General features: G+C 29.7%; 24 protein-coding genes. 22 read left to right on the top strand and 2 right to left on the bottom strand.

Translation table 11 applies throughout. From position 1 onward, the window contains the following. Positions 1 to 47 precede the first annotated feature (47 nt). Positions 48 to 2162 carry a methyl-accepting chemotaxis protein gene (locus AEBR_RS12385; protein WP_228712202.1) on the top strand — a complete coding sequence of 705 codons (2115 nt, stop codon included), beginning with the start codon at positions 48 to 50 and terminating at the stop codon, positions 2160 to 2162. Between the two features lie 22 nt (positions 2163 to 2184). On the opposite strand, the gene AEBR_RS12380 is transcribed toward AEBR_RS12385, so the two are convergent. Beyond that, positions 2185 to 2937, bottom strand: coding sequence for a Rossmann-like domain-containing protein (locus tag AEBR_RS12380; protein WP_129088119.1), 753 nt, complete (start codon positions 2935 to 2937; stop codon positions 2185 to 2187). A 354-nt stretch (positions 2938 to 3291) separates the two neighbouring features. Between AEBR_RS12380 and AEBR_RS12375 the strand changes: the two genes are divergently transcribed. From AEBR_RS12375 to AEBR_RS12350, 6 genes are all read left to right on the top strand, one after another. Continuing rightward, on the top strand, positions 3292 to 3951 hold the full coding sequence (locus AEBR_RS12375) for a class I SAM-dependent methyltransferase (protein ID WP_129088120.1): 660 nt from the start codon (positions 3292 to 3294) through the stop codon (positions 3949 to 3951). A 9-nt stretch (positions 3952 to 3960) separates the two neighbouring features. After that, complete coding sequence (locus AEBR_RS12370) at positions 3961 to 4449, top strand: hypothetical protein (protein ID WP_129088121.1); 489 nt, start codon at positions 3961 to 3963, stop codon at positions 4447 to 4449. A 2-nt stretch (positions 4450 to 4451) separates the two neighbouring features. Next, the gene (locus AEBR_RS12365; protein WP_323807953.1) at positions 4452 to 4646 is read left to right on the top strand and encodes a YwbE family protein; all 195 of its coding nucleotides are present in this window, start codon (positions 4452 to 4454) and stop codon (positions 4644 to 4646) included. A gap of 145 nt (positions 4647 to 4791) precedes the next feature. Continuing rightward, positions 4792 to 6909: a methyl-accepting chemotaxis protein gene (locus tag AEBR_RS12360; RefSeq protein ID WP_129088123.1), complete on the top strand. Its 2118-nt coding sequence runs from the start codon at positions 4792 to 4794 to the stop codon at positions 6907 to 6909. Positions 6910 to 7079: 170 nt separating this feature from the next. Then, positions 7080 to 7529: a YaiI/YqxD family protein gene (locus tag AEBR_RS12355; protein ID WP_129088124.1), complete on the top strand. Its 450-nt coding sequence runs from the start codon at positions 7080 to 7082 to the stop codon at positions 7527 to 7529. A gap of 104 nt (positions 7530 to 7633) precedes the next feature. After that, positions 7634 to 8446 carry a DUF234 domain-containing protein gene (locus AEBR_RS12350; RefSeq protein WP_129088125.1) on the top strand — a complete coding sequence of 271 codons (813 nt, stop codon included), beginning with the start codon at positions 7634 to 7636 and terminating at the stop codon, positions 8444 to 8446. Positions 8447 to 8919: 473 nt separating this feature from the next. Here AEBR_RS12350 and AEBR_RS12345 read toward each other — a convergent pair whose 3' ends face one another. Next, positions 8920 to 9891, bottom strand: coding sequence for an IS110 family RNA-guided transposase (locus tag AEBR_RS12345; RefSeq protein WP_129088458.1), 972 nt, complete (start codon positions 9889 to 9891; stop codon positions 8920 to 8922). A gap of 467 nt (positions 9892 to 10358) precedes the next feature. Here AEBR_RS12345 and AEBR_RS12340 point away from each other — a divergent pair, with 467 nt between their 5' ends. The 15 genes from AEBR_RS12340 to AEBR_RS12270 all read left to right on the top strand — a co-directional run bounded on the left by AEBR_RS12340 (position 10359) and on the right by AEBR_RS12270 (position 26464). Then, entirely contained in the window at positions 10359 to 11150 is a 792-nt protein-coding gene (locus AEBR_RS12340; protein WP_129086831.1) for a hypothetical protein, read from the top strand. After that, on the top strand, positions 11140 to 11541 hold the full coding sequence (locus tag AEBR_RS12335) for a hypothetical protein (protein ID WP_128978663.1): 402 nt from the start codon (positions 11140 to 11142) through the stop codon (positions 11539 to 11541). The genes AEBR_RS12340 and AEBR_RS12335 overlap by 11 nt, the downstream gene beginning before the upstream one ends. 368 nt (positions 11542 to 11909) lie before the next feature. After that, positions 11910 to 12287, top strand: coding sequence for a 30S ribosomal protein S12 (rpsL, locus tag AEBR_RS12330; RefSeq protein WP_129086830.1), 378 nt, complete (start codon positions 11910 to 11912; stop codon positions 12285 to 12287). An 11-nt stretch (positions 12288 to 12298) separates the two neighbouring features. After that, positions 12299 to 12766, top strand: coding sequence for a 30S ribosomal protein S7 (rpsG, locus tag AEBR_RS12325; protein ID WP_129086829.1), 468 nt, complete (start codon positions 12299 to 12301; stop codon positions 12764 to 12766). Between the two features lie 18 nt (positions 12767 to 12784). After that, positions 12785 to 14893, top strand: a complete 2109-nt coding sequence (gene fusA, locus AEBR_RS12320) for an elongation factor G (RefSeq protein WP_129086828.1) — start codon at positions 12785 to 12787, stop codon at positions 14891 to 14893. 236 nt (positions 14894 to 15129) lie between these two features. Beyond that, positions 15130 to 15999 (top strand): NAD(+)/NADH kinase, encoded by an 870-nt coding sequence (locus tag AEBR_RS12315; protein WP_129086827.1) that lies wholly within the window; start codon positions 15130 to 15132, stop codon positions 15997 to 15999. Further along, positions 16000 to 17529, top strand: a complete 1530-nt coding sequence (locus tag AEBR_RS12310) for an AAA family ATPase (protein ID WP_129086826.1) — start codon at positions 16000 to 16002, stop codon at positions 17527 to 17529. Positions 17530 to 17721: 192 nt separating this feature from the next. Then, entirely contained in the window at positions 17722 to 20625 is a 2904-nt protein-coding gene (locus AEBR_RS12305) for a methyl-accepting chemotaxis protein (protein ID WP_129086825.1), read from the top strand. A gap of 106 nt (positions 20626 to 20731) precedes the next feature. Beyond that, positions 20732 to 22036 (top strand): peptidase U32 family protein, encoded by a 1305-nt coding sequence (locus tag AEBR_RS12300; RefSeq protein WP_129086824.1) that lies wholly within the window; start codon positions 20732 to 20734, stop codon positions 22034 to 22036. Further along, on the top strand, positions 22036 to 23340 hold the full coding sequence (locus AEBR_RS12295) for a glycosyltransferase family 9 protein (RefSeq protein WP_129086823.1): 1305 nt from the start codon (positions 22036 to 22038) through the stop codon (positions 23338 to 23340). Before AEBR_RS12300 ends, AEBR_RS12295 begins: the two co-directional genes overlap by 1 nt. Positions 23341 to 23376: 36 nt before the next feature. Beyond that, entirely contained in the window at positions 23377 to 23871 is a 495-nt protein-coding gene (purE, locus tag AEBR_RS12290) for a 5-(carboxyamino)imidazole ribonucleotide mutase (protein ID WP_128978680.1), read from the top strand. Continuing rightward, a complete protein-coding gene (locus AEBR_RS12285) occupies positions 23871 to 24104 on the top strand; it encodes a glutaredoxin family protein (protein ID WP_129086822.1) in 234 nt (77 codons plus the stop codon). Before purE ends, AEBR_RS12285 begins: the two co-directional genes overlap by 1 nt. A 1-nt stretch (position 24105) precedes the next feature. Continuing rightward, on the top strand, positions 24106 to 24990 hold the full coding sequence (glyQ, locus tag AEBR_RS12280) for a glycine--tRNA ligase subunit alpha (RefSeq protein WP_129086821.1): 885 nt from the start codon (positions 24106 to 24108) through the stop codon (positions 24988 to 24990). A gap of 3 nt (positions 24991 to 24993) precedes the next feature. Continuing rightward, the gene (locus tag AEBR_RS12275; protein ID WP_129086820.1) at positions 24994 to 25749 is read left to right on the top strand and encodes a Nif3-like dinuclear metal center hexameric protein; all 756 of its coding nucleotides are present in this window, start codon (positions 24994 to 24996) and stop codon (positions 25747 to 25749) included. Then, positions 25742 to 26464: a zinc ribbon domain-containing protein gene (locus tag AEBR_RS12270; RefSeq protein WP_129086819.1), complete on the top strand. Its 723-nt coding sequence runs from the start codon at positions 25742 to 25744 to the stop codon at positions 26462 to 26464. Before AEBR_RS12275 ends, AEBR_RS12270 begins: the two co-directional genes overlap by 8 nt. The last annotated feature ends 2 nt before the right edge of the window (positions 26465 to 26466 follow it).

Genomic DNA, 26466 nt, shown 5'->3' with positions numbered 1-26466 from the left:
ACATATTAACTTAATAAAATTGTATAATAAAAGAAAAGGATTTGCTCATGACTAGTATAAAATCAAAACTTTTAATAGTATTGTTGATTAGTATTTCGCTTTCGTTTTTTATATTGGGTTTTTATAATGCTTATAATAAGTATGAATCTGAATACTCTCTAGCCAAGCAAGAACAACTATCTTTATCTACCCAGACAGCAAAGTTTATTGAGGATTATCTCTCTTCTAAACTTCAAATTGTAACATCTGTTGCAAATATGATTGATGATAAAAATTTAACCATTGAAAATAAGGTTTTAGTTGATCAATTATTACTTGGAAAACAAGCTGGTGAGTTTGCTAGTATGTACTTTGGAAGGGAAGATAATGGGGATTTAATTAAGTTTGATGGTACTTTGAAAAGCATTCCAACAATGAATTACGATTCAAGAGAAAGACCTTGGTATAAATTATATAAAGAGACTAAGAAAAAAGGTGTAACAAAGCCTTTTATAAGTGCTTCATCAAATAAATTAGTAATAACTCTCTTTGCTCCTGTATTAAAAGAAGATAAGCTAATAGGAGTAGTAGGAGCAAATATCTTCTTAGATACTATTGTTGAGCAGATTTTGAACCTAAAAATCAAAGGAGGACATGCATACCTTCTTTCAAATGATGGAAAAATATTAATACATAAAGAGAAAGAACTTTTAAATAAAGAGAGACAACTTTTTAAAAGCATAAAAACTGAAAATGATACTTTTTTTACAGAATATAAAGATAACGGTGTTGATAAATTAGTTAGTTATAACAAAGTTCCTCTCTCTTCTTGGTATTTAGTTATAGAGATAGAAAAAGAGGCAATTTTTGCAGATATTAAAAAAGATATTGCAATAGAAGTTTTCTTATATATTGTTCTACTAATTGCAATCTTAACTTTTATATATTTTATTTTATTAAAACTACTTAATCCTTTAAAAAAATTAGAGGGTGGTCTTTATGGTTTCTTTGAATATCTAAAAGGAGAAAAAGATAGTGTAGATAAGTTAAATATTAATACAAAAGATGAATTTGGGAGTATGGCTACACGAATTGATTTTGAAATTGAGGGTGTAAAAAGAGGAATCGATGAAGATAGAAAATTAATTGAAAATGTAAAAAGTGTAGTAACAAAGGTAAAAGAGGGTGATTTAAATGTTCAAGTTATTAATAAAACATCAAACCAATCATTAAATGATCTAAAAGATATTCTAAATGAGATGATTGATACAGTAAAACAAAATGTTCATAATAATATAAATACAATTTTGACCTCTTTAGATAACTATTCAAATTTAGACTTTGTAGATAATATAAAAAATCCTACAGGAAAAATCTCACAGGGATTAAATGGCTTATGTAATATTATTAACGAGATGTTACAAGAGAACTATAAACTTGGAACAACATTGGAAAATAATGCTAAACAACTGTTAGAAAATGTTGATAAATTGAATAAATCTTCAAATGAAACAGCAGCTTCACTAGAAGAGACTTCCGCTTCAATTGAAGAGATCACTTCAACTATTATTGAAACAACACAAAATATTGCAAAAATGGCTATCTACTCAAATAATCTTATTGAATCGATTAACGATGGACAAAGATTGGCAAAACTTACAGTAGAGTCAATGAATGAGATAAATGAACAAACTACTGCAATTGCAGAAGCAATTACAGTAATTGATCAAATTGCTTTCCAAACAAATATTTTATCTTTAAATGCAGCAGTAGAATCAGCAACAGCAGGAGAGGCTGGAAAAGGGTTTGCTGTTGTTGCCCAAGAGGTTAGAAATCTAGCTTCAAGAAGTTCAGATGCAGCAAAAGAGATAAAAGAATTGGTTGAAAATGCGACACAAAAAGCAAATACAGGTAAAAAGAATGCAGATGAGATGATTAAGGGATATTCTGTATTAAATGAAAATATTAATAATACAAGCCATTTAATCAAACAGATTGAAAATGCAGCAAATGAACAAAAACAGGGAATTGAACAAATTAATGATGCCGTTGCTAAACTTGATACAAGAACCCAAGAAAATGCAAGTGTTGCCTCTCATGCACATCAAATATCAATCGATACATCAACAATAGCACAAAATATCATTGAGAATGTTGAGAAGAAAAAATTTAGAAGACATTAAAAATAGAGGATTCCCCTCTATTTTATTGGATTGTTTGTATATAACATCCATTTTTAAAGATAGTTTCCAAATCATTAAGAAGTACATCCTCTTTTTTGCACTCTTTTAGGCTAAGACTTGCCACATGGGTAATTCCACTATTCTTAAACCAATTAGGGTTTGCACCTGCTGAGAAACCAGAGATAACAACCATTTTTGCTTTTGAGGTAAATTTAAGTATTGCATCTATTGTTGAGCCAATAAGAGTTGTTCCTGTTATTACAACAATATCTGCTTTTGAGATAGCTTCATATTCAAAGATATCATTATAAACTCCAAGTTCTGGCTCAATTTTTATTCTTGAGAAGATAGTTGTATTTTCTCTTTGCTCTTGTATCTTTTTAATAAGTGGTCTTAAGTGCCCAATAAAAACAATATGATCAGAATCACTACTGTTTTTTATAATTAGGTCATAAATCTCATCTCTTAGGTCATCTTTTACATCAATATTCTCATCTTGAAGTTCATACTGTCCTATTGCATTAATTGCAGCAAGTGTAACTGCTCTTAAAGATGGGTTATAACTTGTTTCATTTAATAACTCTTCTAACGATTTGAAATTCTTTTCTAAAATATTTCCCTCTCCATTTGGAGTTAGGGCTATTCCCACTTGACTTCTATTTTCACCTTTTACTAATACATAGGTAAAAAGCTCTCCAACAAAAAAACTCTCTAATACTAGGCTATTTTTTTTTGCACTTTTTAGTGCCTCTTCTCTCAAGTTATCATATATCATAGATATACCTTTTTATAGATGTGAATTATTTTATTATTTTACCATCACTATACTCAAAAAATACAATTTGATAATATAGTAATCAAAACCAATAGCTTTTTTAGGTATTTTAAAGTCACAATAATATTGTCTTTTTCTATTTTTTCTTAATCTATTTGAGTCAAAATTAGACAAAGTAAGATAAAAAATTTTCAATTATATAAGATATAACTTACCCTTGTTTTTTTATAAAGTTAAGTTAATTTAAGATATTAATTATATAATGAAAAAAATTTTAATTAATATCTTCTGCTTCTTTACTCTTTTATGGACTAATTTAACTTTATTTATTGATTAACTAAATAAAGGAAATAAATGAGTAATATTCGTGTAAAGTACAACACCTATGAATTTGATAAAATAGACATTCACCTAAAAACACTTAGAGACAAACAAGAGTATGACAATGAAAAAGAGCAGGAGCTAAATGAATATGGAATATCTTCTGCAACTTGGTCTCTTTTTGGAGTAGTTTGGCCAGCATCAGAAGTTTTAGCAAAATATATAAAAGATTATGATGTAAGAGGGAAAAGAGTATTAGAAATTGGATGTGGCATAGCCTTATCAAGTCACCTCTTAAATAGCAAAAATGTTGATATAACTGCAACAGACTATCATCCTGAAGTTGAAAGTTTTCTAAATTATAATTCTGCATTAAATAACCTAAAAAATATTCCTTTTGAGAGAACAAGTTGGAGTGATGAGGATGATACTTTAGGGAAATTTGATTTGATTATTGGAAGTGATATTTTATATGAGAGATGGCATATTGAAGAGTTATCCTCTTTTGTAAGTAAACATGCAAAAAAGAAGTGTGAAATAATAATCTCAGACCCAGGAAGAGGAAATCATGCAAAGTTTAGCAAAATTATGGTAACTTTAGGTTTTTCATTTATGCAGTTTAAACCTAAAAAAACTGATGAGTATTTAACAAAAGCTTTTAAGGGTCAACTAATCAAATATACAAGAGAGTAAAAAAGATATATGGATTTCAATAAATTAGATACAAAGACAAAAGAGTCTTTACATGAAGAGTTTAGTAACTATGCACAACAAATGGGTGGAGCTAACTTCTTTTTAAATATTGTTGAAGAGATAAGAGCACTAAAACCAAATGGTTTGTTAAATACAAGTGCAGCTTTTCACACAAAAAAAGCAAGAATAAGTTTAAGCAAAGCAATATACAAAGATACACTAACTACTCTTTTTGAGGCTATTAGAAAAGAGGAAAGAGATGGAGATATGCTTGATGGTGCAAATCCAAAAGAGTATAAAGCGACAATGAATATTATAAGAGCTTTAAAACCTGTAACTGTTACTTTTGAATCAAAAGAGAGTGAAGGTGGAAGTTTTACTTTTAATATTTTGGATACAAGTGTAGAAAAAAAGACAAAAGTTACTTTTGCTTTTAAAACAATCTTCTTTTATCATCTTGATGAGATAAAAAAAGTTCTTTTTTACAAAGCGAAGTAATGATAAGAGACCCTAAAGATAGAGCAGATATAAAAGCTGGACTTAGTGTAAAAATTGTCCTTAAACAAGACCAGCGAACAGGTAAACTAACCCAAGGTGTTGTAAAAGATATTTTAACAAACTCTAGTTTTCATCCAAGGGGAATAAAAGTAAGACTTGAAGATGGTCAAATAGGACGAGTCCAAGAGATATTGTAGTAAAAATTATATATTAATTATTTATGTTAGAAAATCCCTACCAATATGCATTTAGAAAATTATAAATAAAATAATTTGTCATTTTTGACATCTAAATGACAACAAGTTATTATATTATTAGCCCCAAAATTTAAAAGGGGATAGAATGAATAGTGTAAAATCAAAGCTTTTGGCATTATTACTTATTAGCATATCTTTTTCATTTTTTATTTTAGGTTTTTATAATACCTCAAATGAATATGAATCTGAATATGCTCATGCAAAACGAGAACTACAGTCCTTATCTCAAGGAACTTCAAAGTTTATTGATGATTATTTAGAATCAAAACTACAAATAGTGGTATCTGTCGCAGAGATGATTAAAAATGAAGAGTTGACTATTGAGAATCAAAATTTAATCGATAAATTGATGCTTGCAAAACAGTCTGGAGATTTTGTAAGTGTTTATGCGGGAGTAGCACAAAATGGAAATGTGCTTAGATCTAATGGTACTACGGCAGGACCAGATAAAAATAATTATGATTCAAGAATTAGACCTTGGTATAAACTTTGTGAAGAAAGAAGAAGTAAAGGTGTTACAGAACCTTTTATGAGTGTGGCAAGAAAAAAACTTGTTATCACTTTTGTTGCTCCAATAATAAAAGATGGGAAACAAATCGGAGTGGCTGCTGCAGATGTTTTTCTTGAAACTATTATAAATAAAATCTTAAATTTAAAAATGAAAGATACTGGAATGGCATATTTGCTTTCAAATGAAGGAAAGATATTAATTCATAAAAATACAAAATTACAAAATAAAGAGAGTGAACTTTTTAAAAAAATTAAAAATGATAAAAATAGCTTATTTGTTGAAGCAAAAGAGAATGGCGTAGAAAAATTTGTAAGTTATAGTAAAATAAACCTTACTTCTTGGTACTTGCTTTTAGAAATAGAGAAGGATTCCATATTTGCACAAATTAAAAAGAATATTGGTTATGAAATAATATTGTATATAGTATTATTAATAGCAATTTTAAGTTTTATCTATTTTACTTTATTGAAATTGTTAAAGCCTCTAAAAGCATTAGAATCAGGGTTAAATGGTTTTTTTGAATATTTAAAAGGTGAAAAAAGTAGTGTAGATAACCTAAATATCAATACAAAAGATGAGTTTGGTAATATGGCCAAAAGAATTGATATAGAAATAGCAACTGTAAAAAAAGGTTTAGATGAAGATAGAGCATTTATAGAAGATGTTAAAAGTGTTGTAAATAGAGTAAAAAGTGGAAGTTTAGATGTGCAAGTTGTGAAGATGACTTCAAATAAATCTTTAGATGAATTAAAAAGTATTTTAAATGAGATGATTGATACTATAAGATTAAATGTAAATAATAATATAAATAGTATTTTAGACTCTTTAGATAATTATTCAAAACTTGATTTTGAAAAAGATATAGAAAATCCAACGGGAAAAATCTCACAAGGATTAAATGGCTTATGTGATATTATTAATGAGATGTTGCAAGAGAACTATAAACTTGGTGCAACTTTAGAAAATAATGCAAAACAACTTTTAGAAAATGTTGATATTTTAAATAGATCGTCAAATGAAACAGCAGCCTCTTTAGAAGAGACTTCCGCTTCAATTGAAGAGATTACTTCCACAATAGTTGAGACAACACAAAATATTTCAAAAATGGTAAATTTTTCAAATAATTTAACTAATTCAATCAATGATGGACAAAGATTGGCAAAATTTACAGTTGAATCAATGAATGAAATAAATGAACAAACATCAGCAATTGCAGAAGCTATTACAGTAATTGATCAAATAGCTTTCCAAACTAATATTCTCTCTTTAAATGCAGCGGTAGAAGCAGCAACAGCAGGTGAAGCAGGGAAAGGTTTTGCCGTTGTAGCACAAGAAGTAAGAAATTTGGCAAGTAGAAGTGCTGAAGCAGCAAAAGAGATAAAAGATTTAGTGGAAAATGCAACAACTAAAGCTAATACAGGTAAGAAAAATGCGGATGAAATGATAGATGGATACTTAATACTTAATGAGAACATAAGTAAAACAACTCAATTGATAAAACAAATAGAGAGTGCTGCAAATGAACAAAAACAAGGGATTGAACAGATAAATGATGCAGTTGCAAAACTTGATACAAGAACCCAAGAAAATGCAAGTGTAGCAGCACATACACATAAAATTGCAATTGACACTTCATCAATTGCACAAAATATTATAGATAGTGTTGAAGAAAAGAAATTTAGAAAAGATTAAAATAGAGGGGAAGTATTCCCTCTATTTCTAACTTAAAATCTTTTTTTATTTACATTTTCTGACGTAAAGCATATGTTAAAGTTTAGGAAAATAATGGTAACTTTAGATTAGGCATTTATATATTTTAATGCTAAATAAATTGAAAAGTAACAGAGGGAAATAGATAAAATATGATACTCTACATAGATGGTGATGCCTTCCCTAATCTTCTAAAACCTATAGTTTTAAAAGCCATAAACAGATTAGAATTAAAAACTTTTGTAATCTCAAATAAAAAAATTGATATTGGAAAATCAAACTTTGTAAACTATGAGATAGTCTCTTTGGGCGCAAATGAAGCAGATGATAGAATAGTAGAACTTGTAAACGAACATGATTTGGTTATAACAGCCGATATTCCATTGGCAGATAGAGTTATAGAAAAAGATGCCCATACAATTGATCATAGGGGAGAGCTCTTTACAAAAGACAATATCAAAGAGTATTTAGCTATGAGAAACTTAATGGAAGAGATAAGAGATAGTGGGGAGATTACAAAAGGACCTAAGCCTTTTTCCAAAAATGATACACAAAGATTTGCAAATCAGTTAAATATGTTTTTACAAAAATATATTAAATAGTATGTTATACTTCCAAAAAAACAAAAGGCTCTCCCATATTACTAAATGATAAACCACTAATAGAACAGTTTCAAATATTTTGTGAAACAAATAGACCAAAAGATATGGAAACAGCACTAAACTATTTTGCAGTTTTTGGTGGACTTGATACAAAAATTGATATGTCAAAACCTCTAAGAAGTTTGATAATTAGACATATTTTAAATGAGTATGAAAAAATAGAAAAGTTTATAGAAAAGCTTACAAAAAATCATGCACCTTTTCATAAAATTCTAACAGGAATTGCCCTTGGTGATAGAAGAGTTAATTCAGCTTTTAAAAGAGCAGAAGTTGAGTATGAAGAGGGTGTTAAAGATTTATATGAGCTTGAAGAGTTAAATATAATTCAAACAGAGACTTCACTTGATTTTCTTACAAATAAATTTGAAGATAATGATGTGGCAGATAAACTTCTTTTTACAGCTCCATTTTTAAGATTTTGGTTTGCTTTTGTTTCTCCACTTTATAGAGGTGTTATAAGAGGGGAATATGATGAAGTTTTTGAAAGATTTAATAACTATCAAAATGAGTTTATGCACCTTATTTTTGAACAACTTTGCCACGAATATGTAAAAACTATTTTTACAGAAGATGAAATTGAAGAGATTGGAAGATATTGGGATGAAGATAAAAATGAGATAGAACTTTTAGCTCAGAGTAAAAGTGGGAAAGTTATAATTGGTTCTTGTAGATATACAAACTCTAAGATGAAAAAAACAGAACTATCAAGATTAAAAGAGCTTTGTGAGAAACTAGAGCTTGTTCCTGATGAAGTTATGCTTTTCTCTAAAGCTGGGTTTACAAATGAGCTAAAAGCTGAGAAAGGGCAGGGTCTTAGACTCTTTACTGTAAAGAGTTTAAAAGGGTTGCTTAATTAAAACAATTTTATAAAAGCTAAAGCTTTTATTCTCTCTTGCACTTTTTTGCAAAGAGTTGCGCTTCTATCACTTTTTGGTGGCAAAAAGTAATGTAAAAAGCCACCAACGGCTTCACTGTTTGCTAAAGCAAATACCCTCAAAGATATAAAAATATTTATTGCGTTGCGGAACTCCTTCATAAAAGGTATATTCAATACCTTCTACTCAGTCAAACAGTCCTCACGCTTATCATAAATATCTTTATGTTTTTTCGGCAGTTGCAGAGGTTGGAAAGGATATTGATAAAAAATCAAAGATTTTTTAATTCTTTAAATTTCGCAGCTAGTTCTTTAGTCCAGACTTTGTTAAAGCTAAGATTTTTATGATTTAAAGCTAAAAAAGTCGAAACTGTTTGAGCGTTAAGAAATGTGATTTAATATCACATTTTAGCGAGTTGCCACCTTAAAAAAACATAAATATAATCATTAAAAGAATTAAATCCTATTTGGCTCATAGACTTCATTATTTTTATAAATTGAATGAGCAATAATTAATAATTTTCGCATAATTGCAACTTGTATAACTGTTGTGTGTTTCCCATTCTCTTTTAACCTATCATAAAAACTTTTTAATCTTTCATTATGTCGTACAGATGTCATTGCTGGCATAAACAAAGTACCTCTACATATTTTTGAACCTGCTTTTGATATTTTAGTCTTACCTTTAACTGAACTTCCTGAACTCTTTTCTATTGGATCTAATCCTGCTAGGGATACTATTTGTTTTTGATTGGCATTTGGATATTGTGTGAAATGTGATAATAATACTATTGCAGATATTTCTCCTATACCATCAATTGTTTGAATATTTTTAAATGCTTCTTGGAGTTTCTCATCTTTTTTTATCATAGATTTAATTTGTTTAATAAGTTTTAATTCTTGCTTTTTTAAAAATTGATACTGTGATTCTAACTCTTTAATTGAATAGCTCTTTTCTCTTTTTGCTTTTAAAGCTGCAATATGATTTTTGGCTATTACTTGTTGTTTAATAATAAGTTTATAACAGGCTATTAATTCTTTTAACTCTTCTTCAACCGAATTAATTATAGGTACTTTAATATCTTCATTTTTAGCTGTTACAATCATCTTAGAAAGTAATCTAGCATCTTTTATATCTGTTTTATTTCTATGTCCGATTACTTTCGCAAAGCTTGCACTTTTTTTAGGATTGACAATAAAACTTTTTATATTTTGATTTGCACAAAAAGATTTTAATAAAAAAGAGTAATTAGAAGTTGGTTCATAAACAAACACTAATTTATCCAGTTCTTTTTTATAATATTTTTTTAATTTAGAATATAAACTTTTTATTGATTTTAGATTATTCTCAATAATCAAATCTAAATCATTATATGGAACATACACATTGATTGTTGACTTACTAATATCTAATCCGATAGAATACATTTCTAGAACCTTTATTTTAGGATAAAGAGTTCGTTAGGGTAGGATTTCTCCTACCTGATAATTGTTACACCAAATTTAGACTTATAAAATACGAACTAGCAATGCTGTTCTTGTTGCCACTCAAATTTAAAGTATAACTATCAAACTCGCCATCAAGCTAATTATTTTTTATAATTGCTTTAGTTCCGCACCGATATATTATCTTTCAAACTCTAAGGAAATATATTATCATATTCCCTTAAATGTATTATATAAGTTTTGCAGACTAGCTTTAAAAAGTAAAAATAGAAGGGACTCTGTAAGAGCTTTAACAACTGTTTGGTTGCTTTTGGCACAACCTTTTTCAATAAAAAGGTTGTAAGCGTGACACACGCACGTGCACAAGAAAGGGTTAAAGTGAAAATTCCAAGGAAAAAGAAAGTTATCTTGTAATAAAATTATAATAAATTCAATAATAAATTACTAAAATGGAAAAACTAGCATTTAATATATTACAAATTTTAGAAGAAAAAAATAGTTGTGGAGAAAGATATGTTTCCCCAGATGTTGATACATTTAAAAATTTAGATGAATCTTTTAATATCCAAATAGATAATGTCTACTACGAAGTTATTATAGAATTAGATAGTTCTTATATTTGGTTTTCTTTTGATTTTGGTAAGACAAGCCCTAGAGATGAGAAATTAACTAACATATTAACAGGTGAAAAACGAGATAATGAAAGAGAACCTGTTGAAGCAGAATTAATTCAGCAATTTTTTTGTTTATATATTTATTCAACAAAAAGTTTTTTCATATCAAATTTAAAAAAGAAGAATGTTTTCCAAGCAGTATTAAAAAGTAAACTAAATAAAAATTTTTGTTTAAAAACAATTTATAAAACACAAGAAGAATTTATTAATATTATTAATTCAATACAGAAAATATCTTTTACACATTTAACTAATATCTTTTCTCATGATAGTAAAAAAAGACAAGCTTTAATTGACCTTACTGGTACAGATGCTCCAGAAAACTTTACAATTGAGGCAACATATGAAAAGAGTAAAATTCTTGGTTTTGTATTAGACTTATTAAACTCAAAAGACTCTTATAAGGATTTAGTAATAACTGGTTTAGATGAAAGTAATTTTGAGGTAGTATTTAATAATGATACTTTTAATAAAAAAATTGAAGTAAAAGCAATTAAAAATGAAAATGGAAAATATTGTTCTAATCAAATAAAAGAGGGATTATTGAAGGAAATAGATGAAAAGTAATGATTTGTATATATTTATTGCAATAATAGTATTTTCAATATTTTTAGGTAATTATATATTTGATGAGGAGTATAAACGTTATTCTGATTTAATAAATTTTTTATCAATAATGATAGGGTTTAAGATCGCTTCTCTTTCAATTTTATTTAATTCTCCTTTAAAAAAGACACTCTACGATAGAGGTAACTATTTGTATAAAACTGAATTACATAGATTGAAAGATTTTTATAAACATGCACTTTATTATGAAGTATTTTCTGTGTGTATACTATTTATTGATTTCCCTAATAAATATTTGATTATTATGCCAATAATTAGTGGGACAGTTTATTGTTTTTATAAGATAACTTCTGAATTATTGCGAATATTTACTTATCCTACAAATGACTGACATTGTAACCCAATAGCAACCCAACCCCATTATAATTTCATTACGCCCTACGAAGCGTATGAGATTTAACAATTTCTAAAACAATTTTGTCATTAAGCCTTATAATGATTCCTCTCCCCCTGATTTGCGTTATTGTTATAAGGCTGTTTTAAGTTTAAATTAAGTAAAATATCACACTTTTTTAGAAAACACTCAACGTTTCTCTAGAATGGTAGTATCGTTTTGATTATGGCACTTGTCATATGTCATGGCGTCATTGGGACGTAACGAGAAGCCTGAGCCGCTTAAAAGCTCAAACCAAGAAATAGAGAATCTATAAGATTCACACATTGTTATAAGACTCTCTATAAATTAAAAAAAGGGAAAATATGCCTACTATAAATCAGCTTGTTAGAAAAGAGCGAAAAAAGGTGATTAAAAAGTCTAAATCACCAGCATTAAAAGATTGTCCACAAAGAAGAGGAGTATGTACAAGAGTATATACTACAACTCCTAAAAAACCTAACTCGGCTTTAAGAAAAGTTGCTAAAGTTAGATTAACTACTGGATTTGAGGTTATCTCATATATCGGTGGAGAGGGTCATAACCTTCAAGAGCACTCAATCGTGCTAGTAAGAGGGGGAAGAGTTAAGGATTTACCTGGGGTTAAGTATCACATCGTAAGAGGTGCTTTAGATACTGCTGGTGTTGCAAACAGAACTGTTGCAAGATCTAAATATGGTACAAAAAGACCTAAAAAAAAGTAGAGGGATAGAAAATGAGAAGAAGAAAAGCTCCTGTTAGAGAGATAATGGCAGATCCAATCTACAATAGTAAAGTGATCACAAAATTTATTAACACAGTTATGCTAGATGGTAAAAAATCTACTGCAGAAAAAATTATGTATGGTGCAATTGCAAACCTTGATGGTAGAGGAGAAGATAAAGGAATTGATCTTTTCGAAAAAGCAATTGAAAATGTTAAACCTCTTATTGAAGTAAAATCAAGAAGAGTTGGTGGGGCTACATACCAAGTTCCAGTTGAAGTTAGAGCTGTTAGAAGACAAACTTTAGCTTTAAGATGGTTAGTAGACGCTGCTAGAAAAAGAAATGAAAGAACTATGGTAGAGAGATTAGCTAACGAATTATTCGAAGCAGCTAATGAAAGAGGTGCATCATTCAAGAAAAAAGAAGATATGCACAGAATGGCTGAAGCAAATAAAGCATTTGCTCACTATAGATGGTAAGAATAGGAAACTAATATTATGGCAAGAAAAACACCACTTTCAAGAGTTAGAAATATCGGTATTGCTGCGCACATTGATGCAGGTAAAACTACAACAACAGAAAGAATTCTGTTCTATACTGGTGTATCTCACAAAATCGGTGAGGTTCACGAGGGTGCTGCAACAATGGACTGGATGGAACAAGAGCAAGAGAGAGGTATTACAATTACTTCTGCTGCTACAACTTGTTTCTGGAAGCATCCAAAAACAGAAGAACAACTACAAATTAACATAATCGACACCCCAGGGCACGTTGACTTTACAATTGAAGTTGAGAGATCTATGAGAGTTCTAGATGGTGCTGTTGCTGTATTCTGTTCAGTTGGTGGGGTTCAACCACAATCTGAAACAGTTTGGAGACAAGCAAACAAATATAGAGTTCCAAGAATGATTTTTGTTAACAAAATGGATAGAACTGGTGCAGATTTTTACAATGTTGAAAAACAAGTAAAAGATAGATTAGCTGCAAATCCAGTACCTGTTCAATTACCAATTGGTGCAGAAGAGGCTTTCAAAGGGATTGTAGATTTAGTTCAAATGAAAGCTATCGTTTGGGATGAAGATGCAGCTATGGGTTCTCACTACCACGTAGAAGAGATTCCAGCAGATATGGAAGATAAAGCAGCAGAATATAGAGAAATGATGGTTGAAGCTGCAGCTGAATCTTCTGAAGAGTTAATGGAAAAATATCTTGAAGAGGGTGATTTAACTGAGGATGAAATTATTGCAGGTTTAAAAGCTAGATGTTTAGCTATGGAGATTACTCCAATGACTTGTGGTACTGCATTCAAAAACAAAGGTGTTCAAACACTACTTGATGCTGTTGCACTATATTTACCAGCTCCAACAGAAGTTGCTGACATTAGAGGTGAAACTCAAGATGGTGATCCTGTAGTTGTTAAATCTGCTGATGAAGGTGAAGTAGCGGCATTAGCATTTAAAATTATGACTGACCCATTTGTTGGACAGTTAACATTTACAAGAGTTTATAGAGGGGTTTTAGAATCTGGAACTTACGTATTAAACTCTACAAAAATGAAAAAAGAGAGAATCGGAAGACTTCTTAAAATGCACGCTAACAACAGAGAAGAGATTAAAGAGCTTTATGCTGGTGAAATCGGAGCTGTTGTTGGTCTTAAATCTACAATTACTGGGGATACTTTAGCATCTGAGAAAGATCCAGTTATTTTAGAAAGAATGGATTTCCCGGATCCAGTTATCTCTGTTGCAGTTGAGCCAAAAACAAAAGCTGACCAAGAGAAAATGGGTATCGCATTAGGTAAACTTGCTGAAGAAGATCCATCATTTAGAGTTGCTACAGATGAAGAGTCTGGACAAACTATTATCTCAGGAATGGGTGAGTTACACCTTGAAATTCTAGTTGATAGAATGAAAAGAGAGTTCAAAGTTGAAGCAGAAGTTGGTGCTCCACAAGTTGCATACAGAGAAACAATTAAAAATGCTGTTAGCCAAGAGTACAAATATGCAAAACAATCTGGTGGTAAAGGTCAATACGGTCACGTATTCTTAAAAATTAATCCACTACCATCTGGAAGTGAACCTAACTATAAATTCAACAATGATATTAAAGGTGGGGTTGTACCAAAAGAGTATATTCCTGCAGTTGATAAAGGTTGTCAAGAAGCAATGGCTGGTGGTATCTTAGCTGGTTATCCAATGGTTGATATCGAAGTTACACTTTATGATGGTTCTTACCACGACGTTGACTCATCTGAGATGGCGTTTAAACTTGCTGCTTCTATGGGTTTCAAACAAGCTTGTAGATCTGCTGCTGCTGGTGCGGTAATTCTTGAACCAATTATGAAAGTTGAAATTGAGACTCCTGAAGATTACATGGGAGACGTTATTGGGGATTGTAACAAAAGAAGAGGACAAGTTCAATCTATGGATGACAGAGCTGGTGTTAAACTAGTTACTGCAATGATTCCATTATCTGAAATGTTTGGTTACTCTACAGACCTTAGATCTATGTCTCAAGGTAGAGCAACTTACTCTATGCTTTTTGATGCATACCAAGAAGTTCCAAAAAATGTTTCTGAAGAGATCATTAAAAAGAGAAATGGTTAATAATTAAAGCTTTAAGCTTTTATAACCAACTCAAAATAGAGGGGATATGTTTTATACATATCCCCTTTTTTATTAGTTTGATAAAAAAGCACTTATTGTAAATATAAAGAGAGTATCTTAAAGTTTTTTGACTCTTTTTGAAACTTTAAAGGTATCACTAGATAAAATTGAGATTCTAAATAAGAGTTAAATAATAAGTTTATACAAATTAAGATTGAAGTAGAGTAGGAAAAATATTGAAAGTTACTAAAAGTGATGAAAAACTTAAAGCTGTTAAAAAAGCAGGGGTAGTTTTAAAACCAAACTCATCAGATATGATTGATGATTTTCTAGAGATAAAAAAACATTTTATAAATCATGGCATTGATACTATATTAGAAAAGAACTCTGCAAAAATGTTAGGATTTGAAAAGGGTTTACCTCTAAAAGAGCTTTGCAAGGAAGTTGATTTTTTAGTCTCAATTGGTGGAGATGGAACTCTGCTTTCAGTTGTAAGAAACTCTTTTGAATTTAATCTGCCAGTTCTAGGTATTCATATGGGAACATTAGGTTTTTTAACAGATGTTCTTTTTGAAGAGGTTGATACTTTTTTAACAGATTTAAAAATTGGTAATTATAAGATTGATAATAGAATGATGGTTGAGTGCCATGTGGATAATAGATGTTTTGTGGCTTTTAACGACATTGTTATCTCAAGAAGAACAGTCTCTTCAATGATAAAAATAAAAGCAAAAATCAATGGAATCTCTTTTAATTCATACCATGGAGATGGAGTAATTATTTCAACTCCTACAGGTTCAACAGCATATAATCTATCAGTTGGAGGACCTATTGTTTATCCTTTAACGGATGCTTTTATTATAACTCCTGTTGCTTCTCACTCTTTAACTCAAAGAGCTCTTGTTATGCCTGCAGATATTGAAATTGAGTTTAAAATAAAAGATTCACAAGGTGCTGTTCTTTTAATAGATGGGCAAGATACTTATGAAGTTGCAGATAATACTGTTATCAAAGTTAATATAGCAAATAAAAAAGCTAAACTTATTCATAGAACAAAAAGAAACTTTTTTGAAGTTTTAAATGATAAATTAGGTTGGGGAAATTAATTGATAAATAGAATATATTTAAAAGATTTTTTGTCATTTCAAGAGGTTGACTTGGAATTAGACAAAGGTTTAGTGGTTTTTACAGGACCTTCAGGTGCAGGTAAATCTGTTTTAATGCAATCTATTTTATCTCTTTTTGCAATAACTGAACCTAAAGCAGATTTGGGAGAGGTGACCTTATCTAATTTGGATATTGAAGATGAAGCTTATGATATTCAAGCAGGTGATGAGATTATAATTAAAGAGATAAAAAAAGATAAAGTAAGATACTTTTTAAATGCCCAATCAATCTCAAAGAAAAATCTTAATGACTTCTCAAAAAGTTTAGTAAAACATCTTCATCTAAAAGATACAACAGATTTTGATTCTTCAAAACTTATAAACTTTCTAGATAGACTTTGCAGTAAAGAGAAGGTTGAATTTAAAACTCTAAAAGAGAGCTTTGATGAAAATATCAAAACTCTTTTTAGTATGCAAAAAGAGCTAAACAAAATAAAAGAGGATGAATCAAAGCTTGAAGATTTAAAAGAGTATGCAAAGTTTGAGATAGAAAAAATTGCTTCTGTTGATCCCCAAATTGGAGAGTATGAAGAGTTAAGTGAAGTAAAAAAGAGACTCTCTAAAAAAGAGAAAATCCAAGAGGCAATTGAAAAATCAAATGCAATTTTTAACTACAGCTCTTTCGTTAATGAAACTTTGAATCTTTTAGATGAAGATAGCAGTTTCTTTGATGAAGCAATAAATGAGTTGAATAATATCTATGAAAAATTTAATGACTCTTTATATGAGTTAGAGGATCTTGATATAGAGAGTGTTTTAGATAGAATAGAAAAACTCTCATCTTTGCAAAAAAGATTTGGTTCAATAAAAGAGGCTTTAGAGTATAAAGAACAAAAACAAAAAGAGTTGGACTCTTATGAAAACATCTCTTTTGAAAAAGCTATATTAGAAAAAAATATAAAAAAACTATCAAATGAAGTTGAAGAGCAAGCTAATAAAATTAGTCAATATAGAAAAGAGTTCAGTACTCTTTTAGAAGAGAAAATCAATCACTATTTAGAGTATTTGTATCTTTCAAATGCAAAAATACTTTTAGTAAAAAAAGAGCTTGATACAAGTGGAATAGATGAAGTTGTTTTTGAATTAAATAAAGTTAACCTTGATACGATTAGTAGTGGGGAATTTAATAGACTTAGACTTGCCCTTTTAACTGCTATTAGTGAATATGATATTATTGGAAATGGAATTCTTTTTTTAGATGAGATTGATGCGAACTTAAGTGGAAAAGAGAGCTCAGCAATTGCAAAAGTTTTAACAAAACTTGCCAAAAACTATCAAATTTTTGCAATCTCACATCAACCCCAACTAACTTCTGCTGCAAATATTCACTTTTTAGTGGATAAAAAAGATGGAATCTCAACTGTAAAAAAACTTGATAAAGAGTCAAGAATCAATGAAATTGCAAGAATGATTAGTGGTGAAAATATTACAGAAGACGCTCACAATTTTGCAAAAAATCTATTAGAATAAAGAGGAGTCTAATTTTTTTTAGACCTCTTTGTTTTTTTTGTTTAAAAACAACTTTTTATGGCAATAAATAATTACCAAATAGCACCTAAAATAGCATTATCGTAGCAATTAATAAGTTTCTTTTATCTTTTCTTGACATAGAGATTTTTACACTATATAATATATATAAATCAATGGGTTAAGGGATAATCAATGTTTAAAAATCTATCAATTAAATCAAAAGTTCTAATCATATCTTTGATTGCTATTGTTATTGTTTCAATTTCAATATCTTTTGAATCTATATACTCTATAAACAAACTTTCAAAAGAGAAGATTGAAAAATTTAAAGAGGAGTCATACTCTAATAAAGAAAAAGAGTTAGAAAACTATGTCTCACTAGCACTTAAAACTGTTGAATCTTATTATTCAAGAACGGCAATAGATAAAATTAAAGTTGAAGTTCAAGAGGATTTAAAAGCACAAGCAAAATTTCTATTCTCAATTTTAGACTATGAGTACAATAAATATAAAGATACTCTAAGTACAAATGAGCTTAAAGCAAGACTTATTGAGATTATTGATGGAACAAGATATGGTGAAACGGGATATTTCTGGGTAAATGATTTAGATGCAAATATTGTTGTACATCCAATAAAACCACAGTTAAATGGGAAAGACCTATCAGAGTTTAAAGACAAAGGTGGAAAAAGAATCTTTGTTGAATTTGCAAATGTAGCAAAAAAAGATGGTGAGGGTTTTGTTGATTATGTTTGGCCAAAACCTGGTTTTGAAGAGCCACAACCAAAAGTTTCATTTGTAAAACTTTTTAAACCCTATGGATGGGTTATTGGAACAGGAGAATATGTATCAGATGTATCTGCAAGTTTAAAAGCTGAAGCCTTGAAATCTATCTCTGCAATGAGATATGGTCAAAATGGTTACTTTTGGATAAATGATTCCCACCCAAAAATGGTAATGCATCCAATAAAACCTTCTCTTGATGGGAAAGATCTTTCTAAATCAAAAGATCCCGCTGGTAAGTTTTTATTTAATGAAATGGTAGAGGTTTCAAAAACTAAAAACAAAGGTGGATTAGTTAAATATTTATGGGAAAAACCAGGGAAAGAGGAGCCTCAGAAAAAATTTTCATATGTAAAAAAATTTGAACCTTGGGATTGGATTATTGGGACAGGAGCATATGTTGATGATATAGAAGAGAATATTATTAAGATGGAAGCTGAAACTAATAATGATATAAAAGAAGTTGTAATATTTACCCTTGTTTATACATTTATTTCCGTTTTGGTTGTTTTAGCATTATTTTCATTTTTGATTAAAAGAGCAATTGTAAAACCTTTGGATGATCTAAATAGGGCTATTATAAAAGTTACTTCTGATGATTCATCAAGTAGTAGTCAAATTGAGAAAAAATCAAATGATGAGATAGGAAAAGTAGTTGATAGCTTTAATGCTTATATTAATAAACTCCAAGATGGTTTTAAAGAGGATGCAAAAGTAATTGAAGAGGTAGAAAATGTAATTCAAAAGGTAAATAATGGTTTTTATGTTTATAAGGTAGAAAAAGAATCATCTAATCCTTCGGTAAAACAGCTTAGAAACTCTATTAATGCAATGATTGAAGGGACAAATCAAAAATTAGAAGAGATAAATAGAATCCTAATTGAGTATGGTAATTCAAATTTTGATTATAAATCAGATGCAAATAATCATAAAAATTCAAATGGTATAATTGGTTCAATCTATACAAGTACAAGACTTCTTGGTGGAACAATCTCTGAATTTTTAGCAATGATTACTACAACTGGAGAAAAACTTGATGGTGATACAGCAGTATTGTCCTCTTCATCAACAAAACTTTCTACTTCTGCAAATGAACAAGCGGCAAGTTTAGAAGAGACAGCGGCTGCTGTTGAAGAGATAACTTCTATTATTAAAACAAGTAATGAAAAAGTAAATAGAATGTCTGTTTTAGCTAATGATTTAAGTAATTCAGCCCAAGAGGGTGAATCATTAGCCTCTAAAACTACACAAGCTATGGATGATATCGATAAACAAGTAAATGCAATTAATGAAGCAATTACTGTTATTGATCAAATTGCATTCCAAACAAATATTCTTTCACTTAATGCTGCTGTTGAGGCTGCAACTGCTGGGGAAGCTGGAAAAGGTTTTGCAGTTGTTGCACAAGAGGTAAGAAACCTTGCAAGCAGAAGTGCAGATGCAGCAAAAGAGATAAAAGAACTTGTTGAGAGTGCTACAATTAAGGCCAATGAAGGTAAACAAATAGCAGATAATATGATAAGTGGTTATGGCTCATTAAATAATAAAGTTAATGAAACTATAGAGCTAATTGCTGATGTAACAACAGCAAGTAAAGAGCAAGAGAGTGGAATTATCCAAATTAATGATGCTGTTAACTCTTTAGATAGAGCAACGCAAGTAAATGCCTCATCTGCAACACAAATTAGCAATTTAGCTAATGAGGTATCAAAATTATCAACTAACCTTTTAGATATAGCAGATAGAGCAGTATTTAATAAAAATAAGAAAAAAGAGATTTGTGATATTGATTTAGTATTTAAAATATGTGAGTTAAAAAATGACCATATAATTTTCAAAAATACTAATTTTGCTAAGGTTGGAACTTTTGAAACTTGGAGTGTAAATTCAGCTACAAATTGTAATTTTGGAAAATGGATTTTAGAACAAGAGAAAGAGAATTGTGATTTCACTAAAGTTACAATTTGGAAAGAGATGAAAGAGTACCATGAAAAGGTTCATAATAGTGTTGAAGAATATGTTAATTTAAATGCAAAAAAAGCACCTAATAATGAACTTGAAAAAGTTTCAAGGGATTTAGAAACTTATACAGCAAAACTATTTGATATTATGGATATGATAAAAGTTGAAAGATGTAAAAATATCTCTAATGATGAGACAAAAATTAATGAGAGCTCTAAAAATGAGAGTAAAAAAGTAGAAGTTCCTCCTATTTCTGTACCAAAAAAAGAGGAAAAACCTACAAAAACGAAAAGTGAACCAAAACAAGTAGTTGCAAACAAGCATGACGATGATGAGTGGGAAAGCTTTTAAAAGCTTTCTTACTTAAACTAAACTTTTCTTAATAAAAATCAATTAAATAATTACAAAATCTTTTTTATAAAAAAATTTGATATAATTGCCCTTTTAAAGGAATATAATGGATAATAAAAAAGTTGAATTACTCTCACCAGCAGGAAACCTAGAAAAATTGAAAATTGCTTTTAAATATGGTGCAGATGCTGTATATGGTGGAGTTAGTCATTTTAGCTTAAGAATAAGAAGTGGAAAAGAGTTTACTTATGAGACATTTAAAGAGGGGATTGATTATGCTCACTCTTTAGGCAAAAAAGTTTATGCTACTATCAATGGATTCCCTTTTAACTCTCAAATAGATTTACTAAAAAAACACATAGTTGAGATGGCAAAATTAGAACCAGATGCTTTGATTGTAGCAGCACCTGGTGTTGTAAGACTTTGTAGAGAACTTGCTCCAAATATACCAATACACCTCTCAACCCAAGCAAATGTGATGAACTACCTAGATGCCCAAGTATATTATGATATGGGTGTTAGAAGGATTATTGCAGCTAGAGAAATATCTTTAAAAGATGTGCAAGAGATAAAAAAATATCTTCCAGATATGGAGATAGAGATTTTTGTACATGGTTCTATGTGTTTTGCTTATAGTGGAAGATGTTTAGTTAGTGCAGTTCAAATGGGAAGAGTTCCAAATAGAGGATCTTGTGCAAATGATTGTAGATTTCAATACACCCTTTATGCCGCAAATGAGGATCATAGTACCCTTTTTAGACTTGAAGAGGAACCAGGAGTTGGAACATATATTTTTAATGCTAAAGATATGAATCTGGCTTCTCACTTAGATGAGATATTAAAAAGTGGTGCTGTTGATTCAGTAAAAATTGAAGGAAGAACAAAATCTCCATACTACGCGGCAGTTACAGCTTATGCATACAGAGAAGCAATAGATGATTTCTATGCAAATAGTTTTAATGCACAAAAATATCAAACAGAGTTAAATACAACTAAAAACAGAGGTTTTACAGATGCATATTTGATTCATAGACCTTTTGAAAAAAATGATACACAAAATCATGAATATGCTTTAAGTAAAGGTAGTTTTGAAGTAAGCGGACTTGTAACAGAGGATGAAGAACATTTCTATTGTAAATATAAAACCTATCCAAATGAAGAGATAGAGATTTTTGCTCCTTTAAATTCTAAGATTGAAGAAGTAGATAATGAGATAGGAAAAATCTACAAAAAAGAGAATGGCAAGTTTTATATAAATTTTAAAAAGATTTTAACTGAGACAAATAAAGAGTTAGAATCTGTTCATAGTGGAAATACAAATAAAATAAAACTTCCAGGTAAACTTCCATATCTTACAATGTTTAGAGTAGAAAATGAAGAAGAGCTTGAAAATGGTGGTTGTAGTAATTAATGGTTGTATTTAGGGTTACTGAGAATTTAAATATAAAAACAACTGATGGTTCGCTTATTAAATACATCAAGTTAAAAAATCCTGCAAATTTTCTTAATGAAGGTCTTTATATTACTACTTTAGAGGATTTTGAATCTCTAAAAGAAGTTTTTACAAATGTAGGAAGAAAGTATAAAGCAAAAGTAATTGATGAGACAAGAGTTAGAGATTTGGGTCAATTCCCTTTAGAACTTGGAATATCAAATTTAAACGAGTATACAATTACAAACACTCTTGAATACAAATTAAAAAAAGAGACTCTAATAGAGACTAATGAAGAGCTTCAATCTTTGTTTTTAGATGAAAATAGTGTTGATCTATTAAAACAAGTTGATAGAGTCTCAAAACAAGATATCTCTTTGGTTATTCTTGGAAGTTTAGGTTTAAGTGTCTCTGAAATGATATGTGCATGTAGTGCTCTTAGAATTTTATACACAACTTTAAAAAAACAGTTTAAAAATGTAAAAATTGATATATATATAAATGCTTCTGAAAATAAGTATTTCACTAGAGATAAAGCAATTTTTTCAAATCAAACTTTTATTAATAAAGTTTCAGGTCTTTCAATTGATGTAAAGAGTTTGTGTGAGTATGATTTTTTTATTGATGCAAGTTCTGTTACAAGAAGAAGTTATTATGAAGTGTTCCCACATATTGATGCATGGCTTTATAAATTTGGAATTGACTATAAAAAAATACCAGATGAAGAGAAATACAATACAATAAATTTTAGTATGTATAGACCAAAAGATAGTCTAAAAGAGAAACTTGATAGATTAAAACAAAATGGCAAAATTATTCTTTTTCATCCTTTCTCTGCAAATATAAATAAATCAATACCAAAAGAGAAGGCAGTCTCTTTATTAAAAGAGTTAATAGATGAAATGCCTGAATATAACTTTGTCTCAGTAATTAAAATTGATATAAAAAGTGAACTTGATAGATTTACAGATTTATCGGGATTCTCTCAAACATTTTTGGACTACTCTTACATTGTTTCAAATGCTAGTAAAGTTATAACTGTAAATACTGCAACCTATCATATTGCTGAAGCATTTTTTATTCCTACTGTTGTAATTTTCACAGATAATCAAAAAAGAGAGACTCCACATATTTACTCTAATTCAAAAGCAATTTATATTAAAGATATGTCAAGAAAATTTAGTAAACTTGTCTTTAAAAATGATCTTTTAACCCTCTATAAATTTGAAGGTTGGAACAGATTAAAAGCCTCTGAGATTATAAAACTGTTAGAAAAATTTTGATATAATATCTACCATTTTTAAAATAAGGGATAATGTATGAATTTTGTATCAATTATTATGGGAAGTAAATCAGACTATGAAATTATGAAAAATTGTGCTGAAACATTAGAAAAATTTGATGTAAAGTACGAAATGATTGTCTCTTCAGCTCATAGAAGTCCAGAAAGAACTAAAAATTATGTAAAAGAGGCCGAAGAGAAAGGTGCAGTTGCATTTATTGCTGCTGCTGGAATGGCTGCTCACCTTGCTGGTGCACTTGCTGCAACTACAACAAAACCAGTAATTGGAGTTCCAATGAAAGGTGGGGCAATGGATGGTATGGATGCTATGCTTTCAACTGTTCAAATGCCTTCAGGTATGCCTGTAGCAACTGTTGCTTTAGGTAAAGCTGGTGCAGTTAATGCTGCATATCTTGCAATGCAAATTTTAGCTATAACTGATAAAGAGTTAGCAGTAAAATTAAAAGAAGATAGATTAGTTAAATCAAAAGCTGTTGAGACTGACTCAGCAACAATTGAAGTAAGACTATAATGAAGCAAGTTGCACTATTTACTCTTCCAAAATGTAAATGGTGCGACGAGGCTAAAGCATACTTTAAAGCAAAAAAGATTCGATACAATTTAGTTGATCTTTCCACAAATAAAAAAGCTTTAAATGACTGCAAAAAACATGGTTGCAGTGGTGCCCCTGTAGTTTTAATAGAGAATCAGTGGATTTGTGGTTTTGACAAAGAAAAAATAAATAAAGCATTAGGAATTAGATAAGATGGTAACATTTTCGGAAGTTCTATTAAAATTACAACAGTTTTGGGCGGAGCAAGGGTGTAATATTGTTCAACCCTATGATATACCTGCAGGTGCTGGAACTTTCCACCCAGCAACACTTTTAAGAAGTTTGGATTCAACTCCTTGGTCTACAGCATATGTTGCTCCAAGTAGAAGACCAACAGATGGAAGATATGGAGAGAATCCAAACAGACTTGGAGCTTATTATCAGTTTCAAGTTTTGATTAAACCAAGCCCAGACAATATTCAAGATTTATACCTAAAATCTTTAGAGTTTTTAGGACTTGATTTAAGTAAACATGATATTAGATTTGTAGAAGATAACTGGGAATCACCAACATTAGGAGCTTGGGGACTTGGATGGGAAGTTTGGCTTGATGGTATGGAAGTTACTCAATTCACATATTTTCAACAAGTAGGGGGTCTTGCTTGTGATCCAGTAGCAGTTGAGATTACTTATGGAACAGAAAGACTTGCAATGTACTTACAAGGTGTTGATTCTGTATATGACATTATCTGGAATGAAAACTGTTATGGAAAAACTACCTATGGGGATGTTCACAAAGAGAGTGAATATGAGTTCTCTACATACAACTTTGAAGTAGCAAATACAGATATGCTATTTAGACATTTTGATGATGCCTTTAATGAGTGCAAAGTTTGTTTAGAAAAAGAACTTCCTCTTCCAGCGTATGATCAATGTATGTTAGCTTCACATGCTTTTAATACTTTAGATGCAAGAAAAGCTATCTCTGTTACAGAGAGACAAAACTATATTCTAAAGGTGCGAGAACTAGCACAAGGTTGTGCAGTTTTATATAAAAATCAAGAAGAAGATAGATTAAAAAGAGTAGGTAGAAAATAGTCTATGAAATTAAAAGAGATTTATCATTTTTTAAATGAATTGTCACCCTTTGAACTACAAGAAAAATGGGATAATTCAGGTCTTCTTGTGGGTAATTTTGAAGATGAAATAGAAAAAGTTTATATCTCAATTGATTTAGATGAAGAGATTTTAGAATCAATGGATGAAAACTCTTTAGTGATTACCCATCATCCTTTGATTTTTTCACCATTAAGAAGAGTTAACTATGATACTTATAGTTCAAAGCTTCTAAAAATTTTGATTCAAAAAAATATAGCACTTATCTCTATGCATACAAATATTGATAAAACTCACTTAAATAGATTTGTTGCCAAAGAGATTTTAGGGCTTGATTTAATAGAAAGTGATGAATATATTTGTTATGCCAATGTAGATGAAGAGTTTGACTCTTTTGCAACAAAAATAGCAAGAAGTTTGGGCTTGGAGTATTTAAAATATGTTAAGTGCAACCAAAGAGTTAAAAAAGTTGCACTTGTAACTGGTGCTGGTATGTCTTTAATAGATGAAGTTAATGCGGATTGTTTTTTAACAGGTGATATAAAATATCATGATGCAATGGAAGCAAAAGCAAGAGGGATATCTCTAATTGACATAAGACATTATGAAAGTGAAAAGCATTTTAGCCCCTTATTAGAGGGACTATTAGAAGAATATTTGAAAAAAAATAAATTAAAAGCTATAATTACAGCTTCAAAAAATCCATTTAAGTTTTGTATACAAGGAGAAACGGTTGAATAAATATTTACAAGATCTAATAAAACTGTCTAAATATGATGGTGTTATTAGTATGTTTGAACCAAAAATTGAGAATGAAAAAGCTAAGCTATCAACATTTGTTGAGGTTGCAGAGTCAATTAAGTCAAAAATAAATGAGACTTATGCACAAATTGATGATGTTAAATCAAAAAGAACAAAAAATAATATTCACTTAGCTGAATTAAAATCAAAGTTAGATGACATCTCAAGAAAAAACAATGAAGTAACGAATGAAAAAGAGTTAAAAGCTTTACAACTTGAAGAAGAGATTGCAAAAGAACAAATCTCATTTGCAAATGAAGAGATAGAGAGACTTGATTCTATTGCAGTTGCAAAAGAAGAGGAATTAAAAGAGCTTCAAAGTAGATTGACTGAAGAAGAAGAGTCAATAAAAGAGATTCAAATTGCTGTTGATAATGCAATTGAAGAGATTAACCAAGAGAGAAATGTTGTTTCTCAACAAAGAGCTGAATTATTAGAAGAGTTTGATAAAAAAATCTTAACTTTCTATCAAAAAATTAGAAGATGGGCTAAAGATAGCGCTGTTGTTCCTGTTAAAAACCAAGCATGTTATGGATGCTTTATGAAAATAAATGACAAAACTTATTCTGAAGTAATAAAATCTGAAGAGATTATCAACTGTCCTCACTGTGGAAGAATTTTATATAAAGAAGATGAATCAACTGAAGAGGCTTAATA

Origin of the sequence: Halarcobacter ebronensis (genome assembly GCF_013201825.1) — a bacterium.
Classification (GTDB): Bacteria; Campylobacterota; Campylobacteria; order Campylobacterales; family Arcobacteraceae; genus Halarcobacter; species Halarcobacter ebronensis.
Note: the sequence above shows the minus strand (reverse complement) of the source record. Positions and strands in the feature narration are given on the sequence as shown.

Excerpts from the sequence above, each read along its gene's own strand:
- AEBR_RS12385 (WP_228712202.1), top strand. The coding sequence starts at position 48 with ATGACTAGTATAAAATCAAAACTTTTAATAGTATTGTTGATTAGTATT.
- AEBR_RS12380 (WP_129088119.1), bottom strand. The coding sequence starts at position 2,937 with ATGATATATGATAACTTGAGAGAAGAGGCACTAAAAAGTGCAAAAAAA.
- AEBR_RS12375 (WP_129088120.1), top strand. The coding sequence starts at position 3,292 with ATGAGTAATATTCGTGTAAAGTACAACACCTATGAATTTGATAAAATA.
- AEBR_RS12370 (WP_129088121.1), top strand. The coding sequence starts at position 3,961 with ATGGATTTCAATAAATTAGATACAAAGACAAAAGAGTCTTTACATGAA.
- AEBR_RS12360 (WP_129088123.1), top strand. The coding sequence starts at position 4,792 with ATGAATAGTGTAAAATCAAAGCTTTTGGCATTATTACTTATTAGCATA.
- AEBR_RS12355 (WP_129088124.1), top strand. The coding sequence starts at position 7,080 with ATGATACTCTACATAGATGGTGATGCCTTCCCTAATCTTCTAAAACCT.
- AEBR_RS12350 (WP_129088125.1), top strand. The coding sequence starts at position 7,634 with ATGGAAACAGCACTAAACTATTTTGCAGTTTTTGGTGGACTTGATACA.
- AEBR_RS12345 (WP_129088458.1), bottom strand. The coding sequence starts at position 9,891 with ATGTATTCTATCGGATTAGATATTAGTAAGTCAACAATCAATGTGTAT.
- AEBR_RS12340 (WP_129086831.1), top strand. The coding sequence starts at position 10,359 with ATGGAAAAACTAGCATTTAATATATTACAAATTTTAGAAGAAAAAAAT.
- AEBR_RS12335 (WP_128978663.1), top strand. The coding sequence starts at position 11,140 with ATGAAAAGTAATGATTTGTATATATTTATTGCAATAATAGTATTTTCA.
- rpsL (WP_129086830.1), top strand. The coding sequence starts at position 11,910 with ATGCCTACTATAAATCAGCTTGTTAGAAAAGAGCGAAAAAAGGTGATT.
- rpsG (WP_129086829.1), top strand. The coding sequence starts at position 12,299 with ATGAGAAGAAGAAAAGCTCCTGTTAGAGAGATAATGGCAGATCCAATC.
- fusA (WP_129086828.1), top strand. The coding sequence starts at position 12,785 with ATGGCAAGAAAAACACCACTTTCAAGAGTTAGAAATATCGGTATTGCT.
- AEBR_RS12305 (WP_129086825.1), top strand. The coding sequence starts at position 17,722 with ATGTTTAAAAATCTATCAATTAAATCAAAAGTTCTAATCATATCTTTG.
- AEBR_RS12300 (WP_129086824.1), top strand. The coding sequence starts at position 20,732 with ATGGATAATAAAAAAGTTGAATTACTCTCACCAGCAGGAAACCTAGAA.
- AEBR_RS12295 (WP_129086823.1), top strand. The coding sequence starts at position 22,036 with ATGGTTGTATTTAGGGTTACTGAGAATTTAAATATAAAAACAACTGAT.
- purE (WP_128978680.1), top strand. The coding sequence starts at position 23,377 with ATGAATTTTGTATCAATTATTATGGGAAGTAAATCAGACTATGAAATT.
- AEBR_RS12285 (WP_129086822.1), top strand. The coding sequence starts at position 23,871 with ATGAAGCAAGTTGCACTATTTACTCTTCCAAAATGTAAATGGTGCGAC.
- glyQ (WP_129086821.1), top strand. The coding sequence starts at position 24,106 with ATGGTAACATTTTCGGAAGTTCTATTAAAATTACAACAGTTTTGGGCG.
- AEBR_RS12275 (WP_129086820.1), top strand. The coding sequence starts at position 24,994 with ATGAAATTAAAAGAGATTTATCATTTTTTAAATGAATTGTCACCCTTT.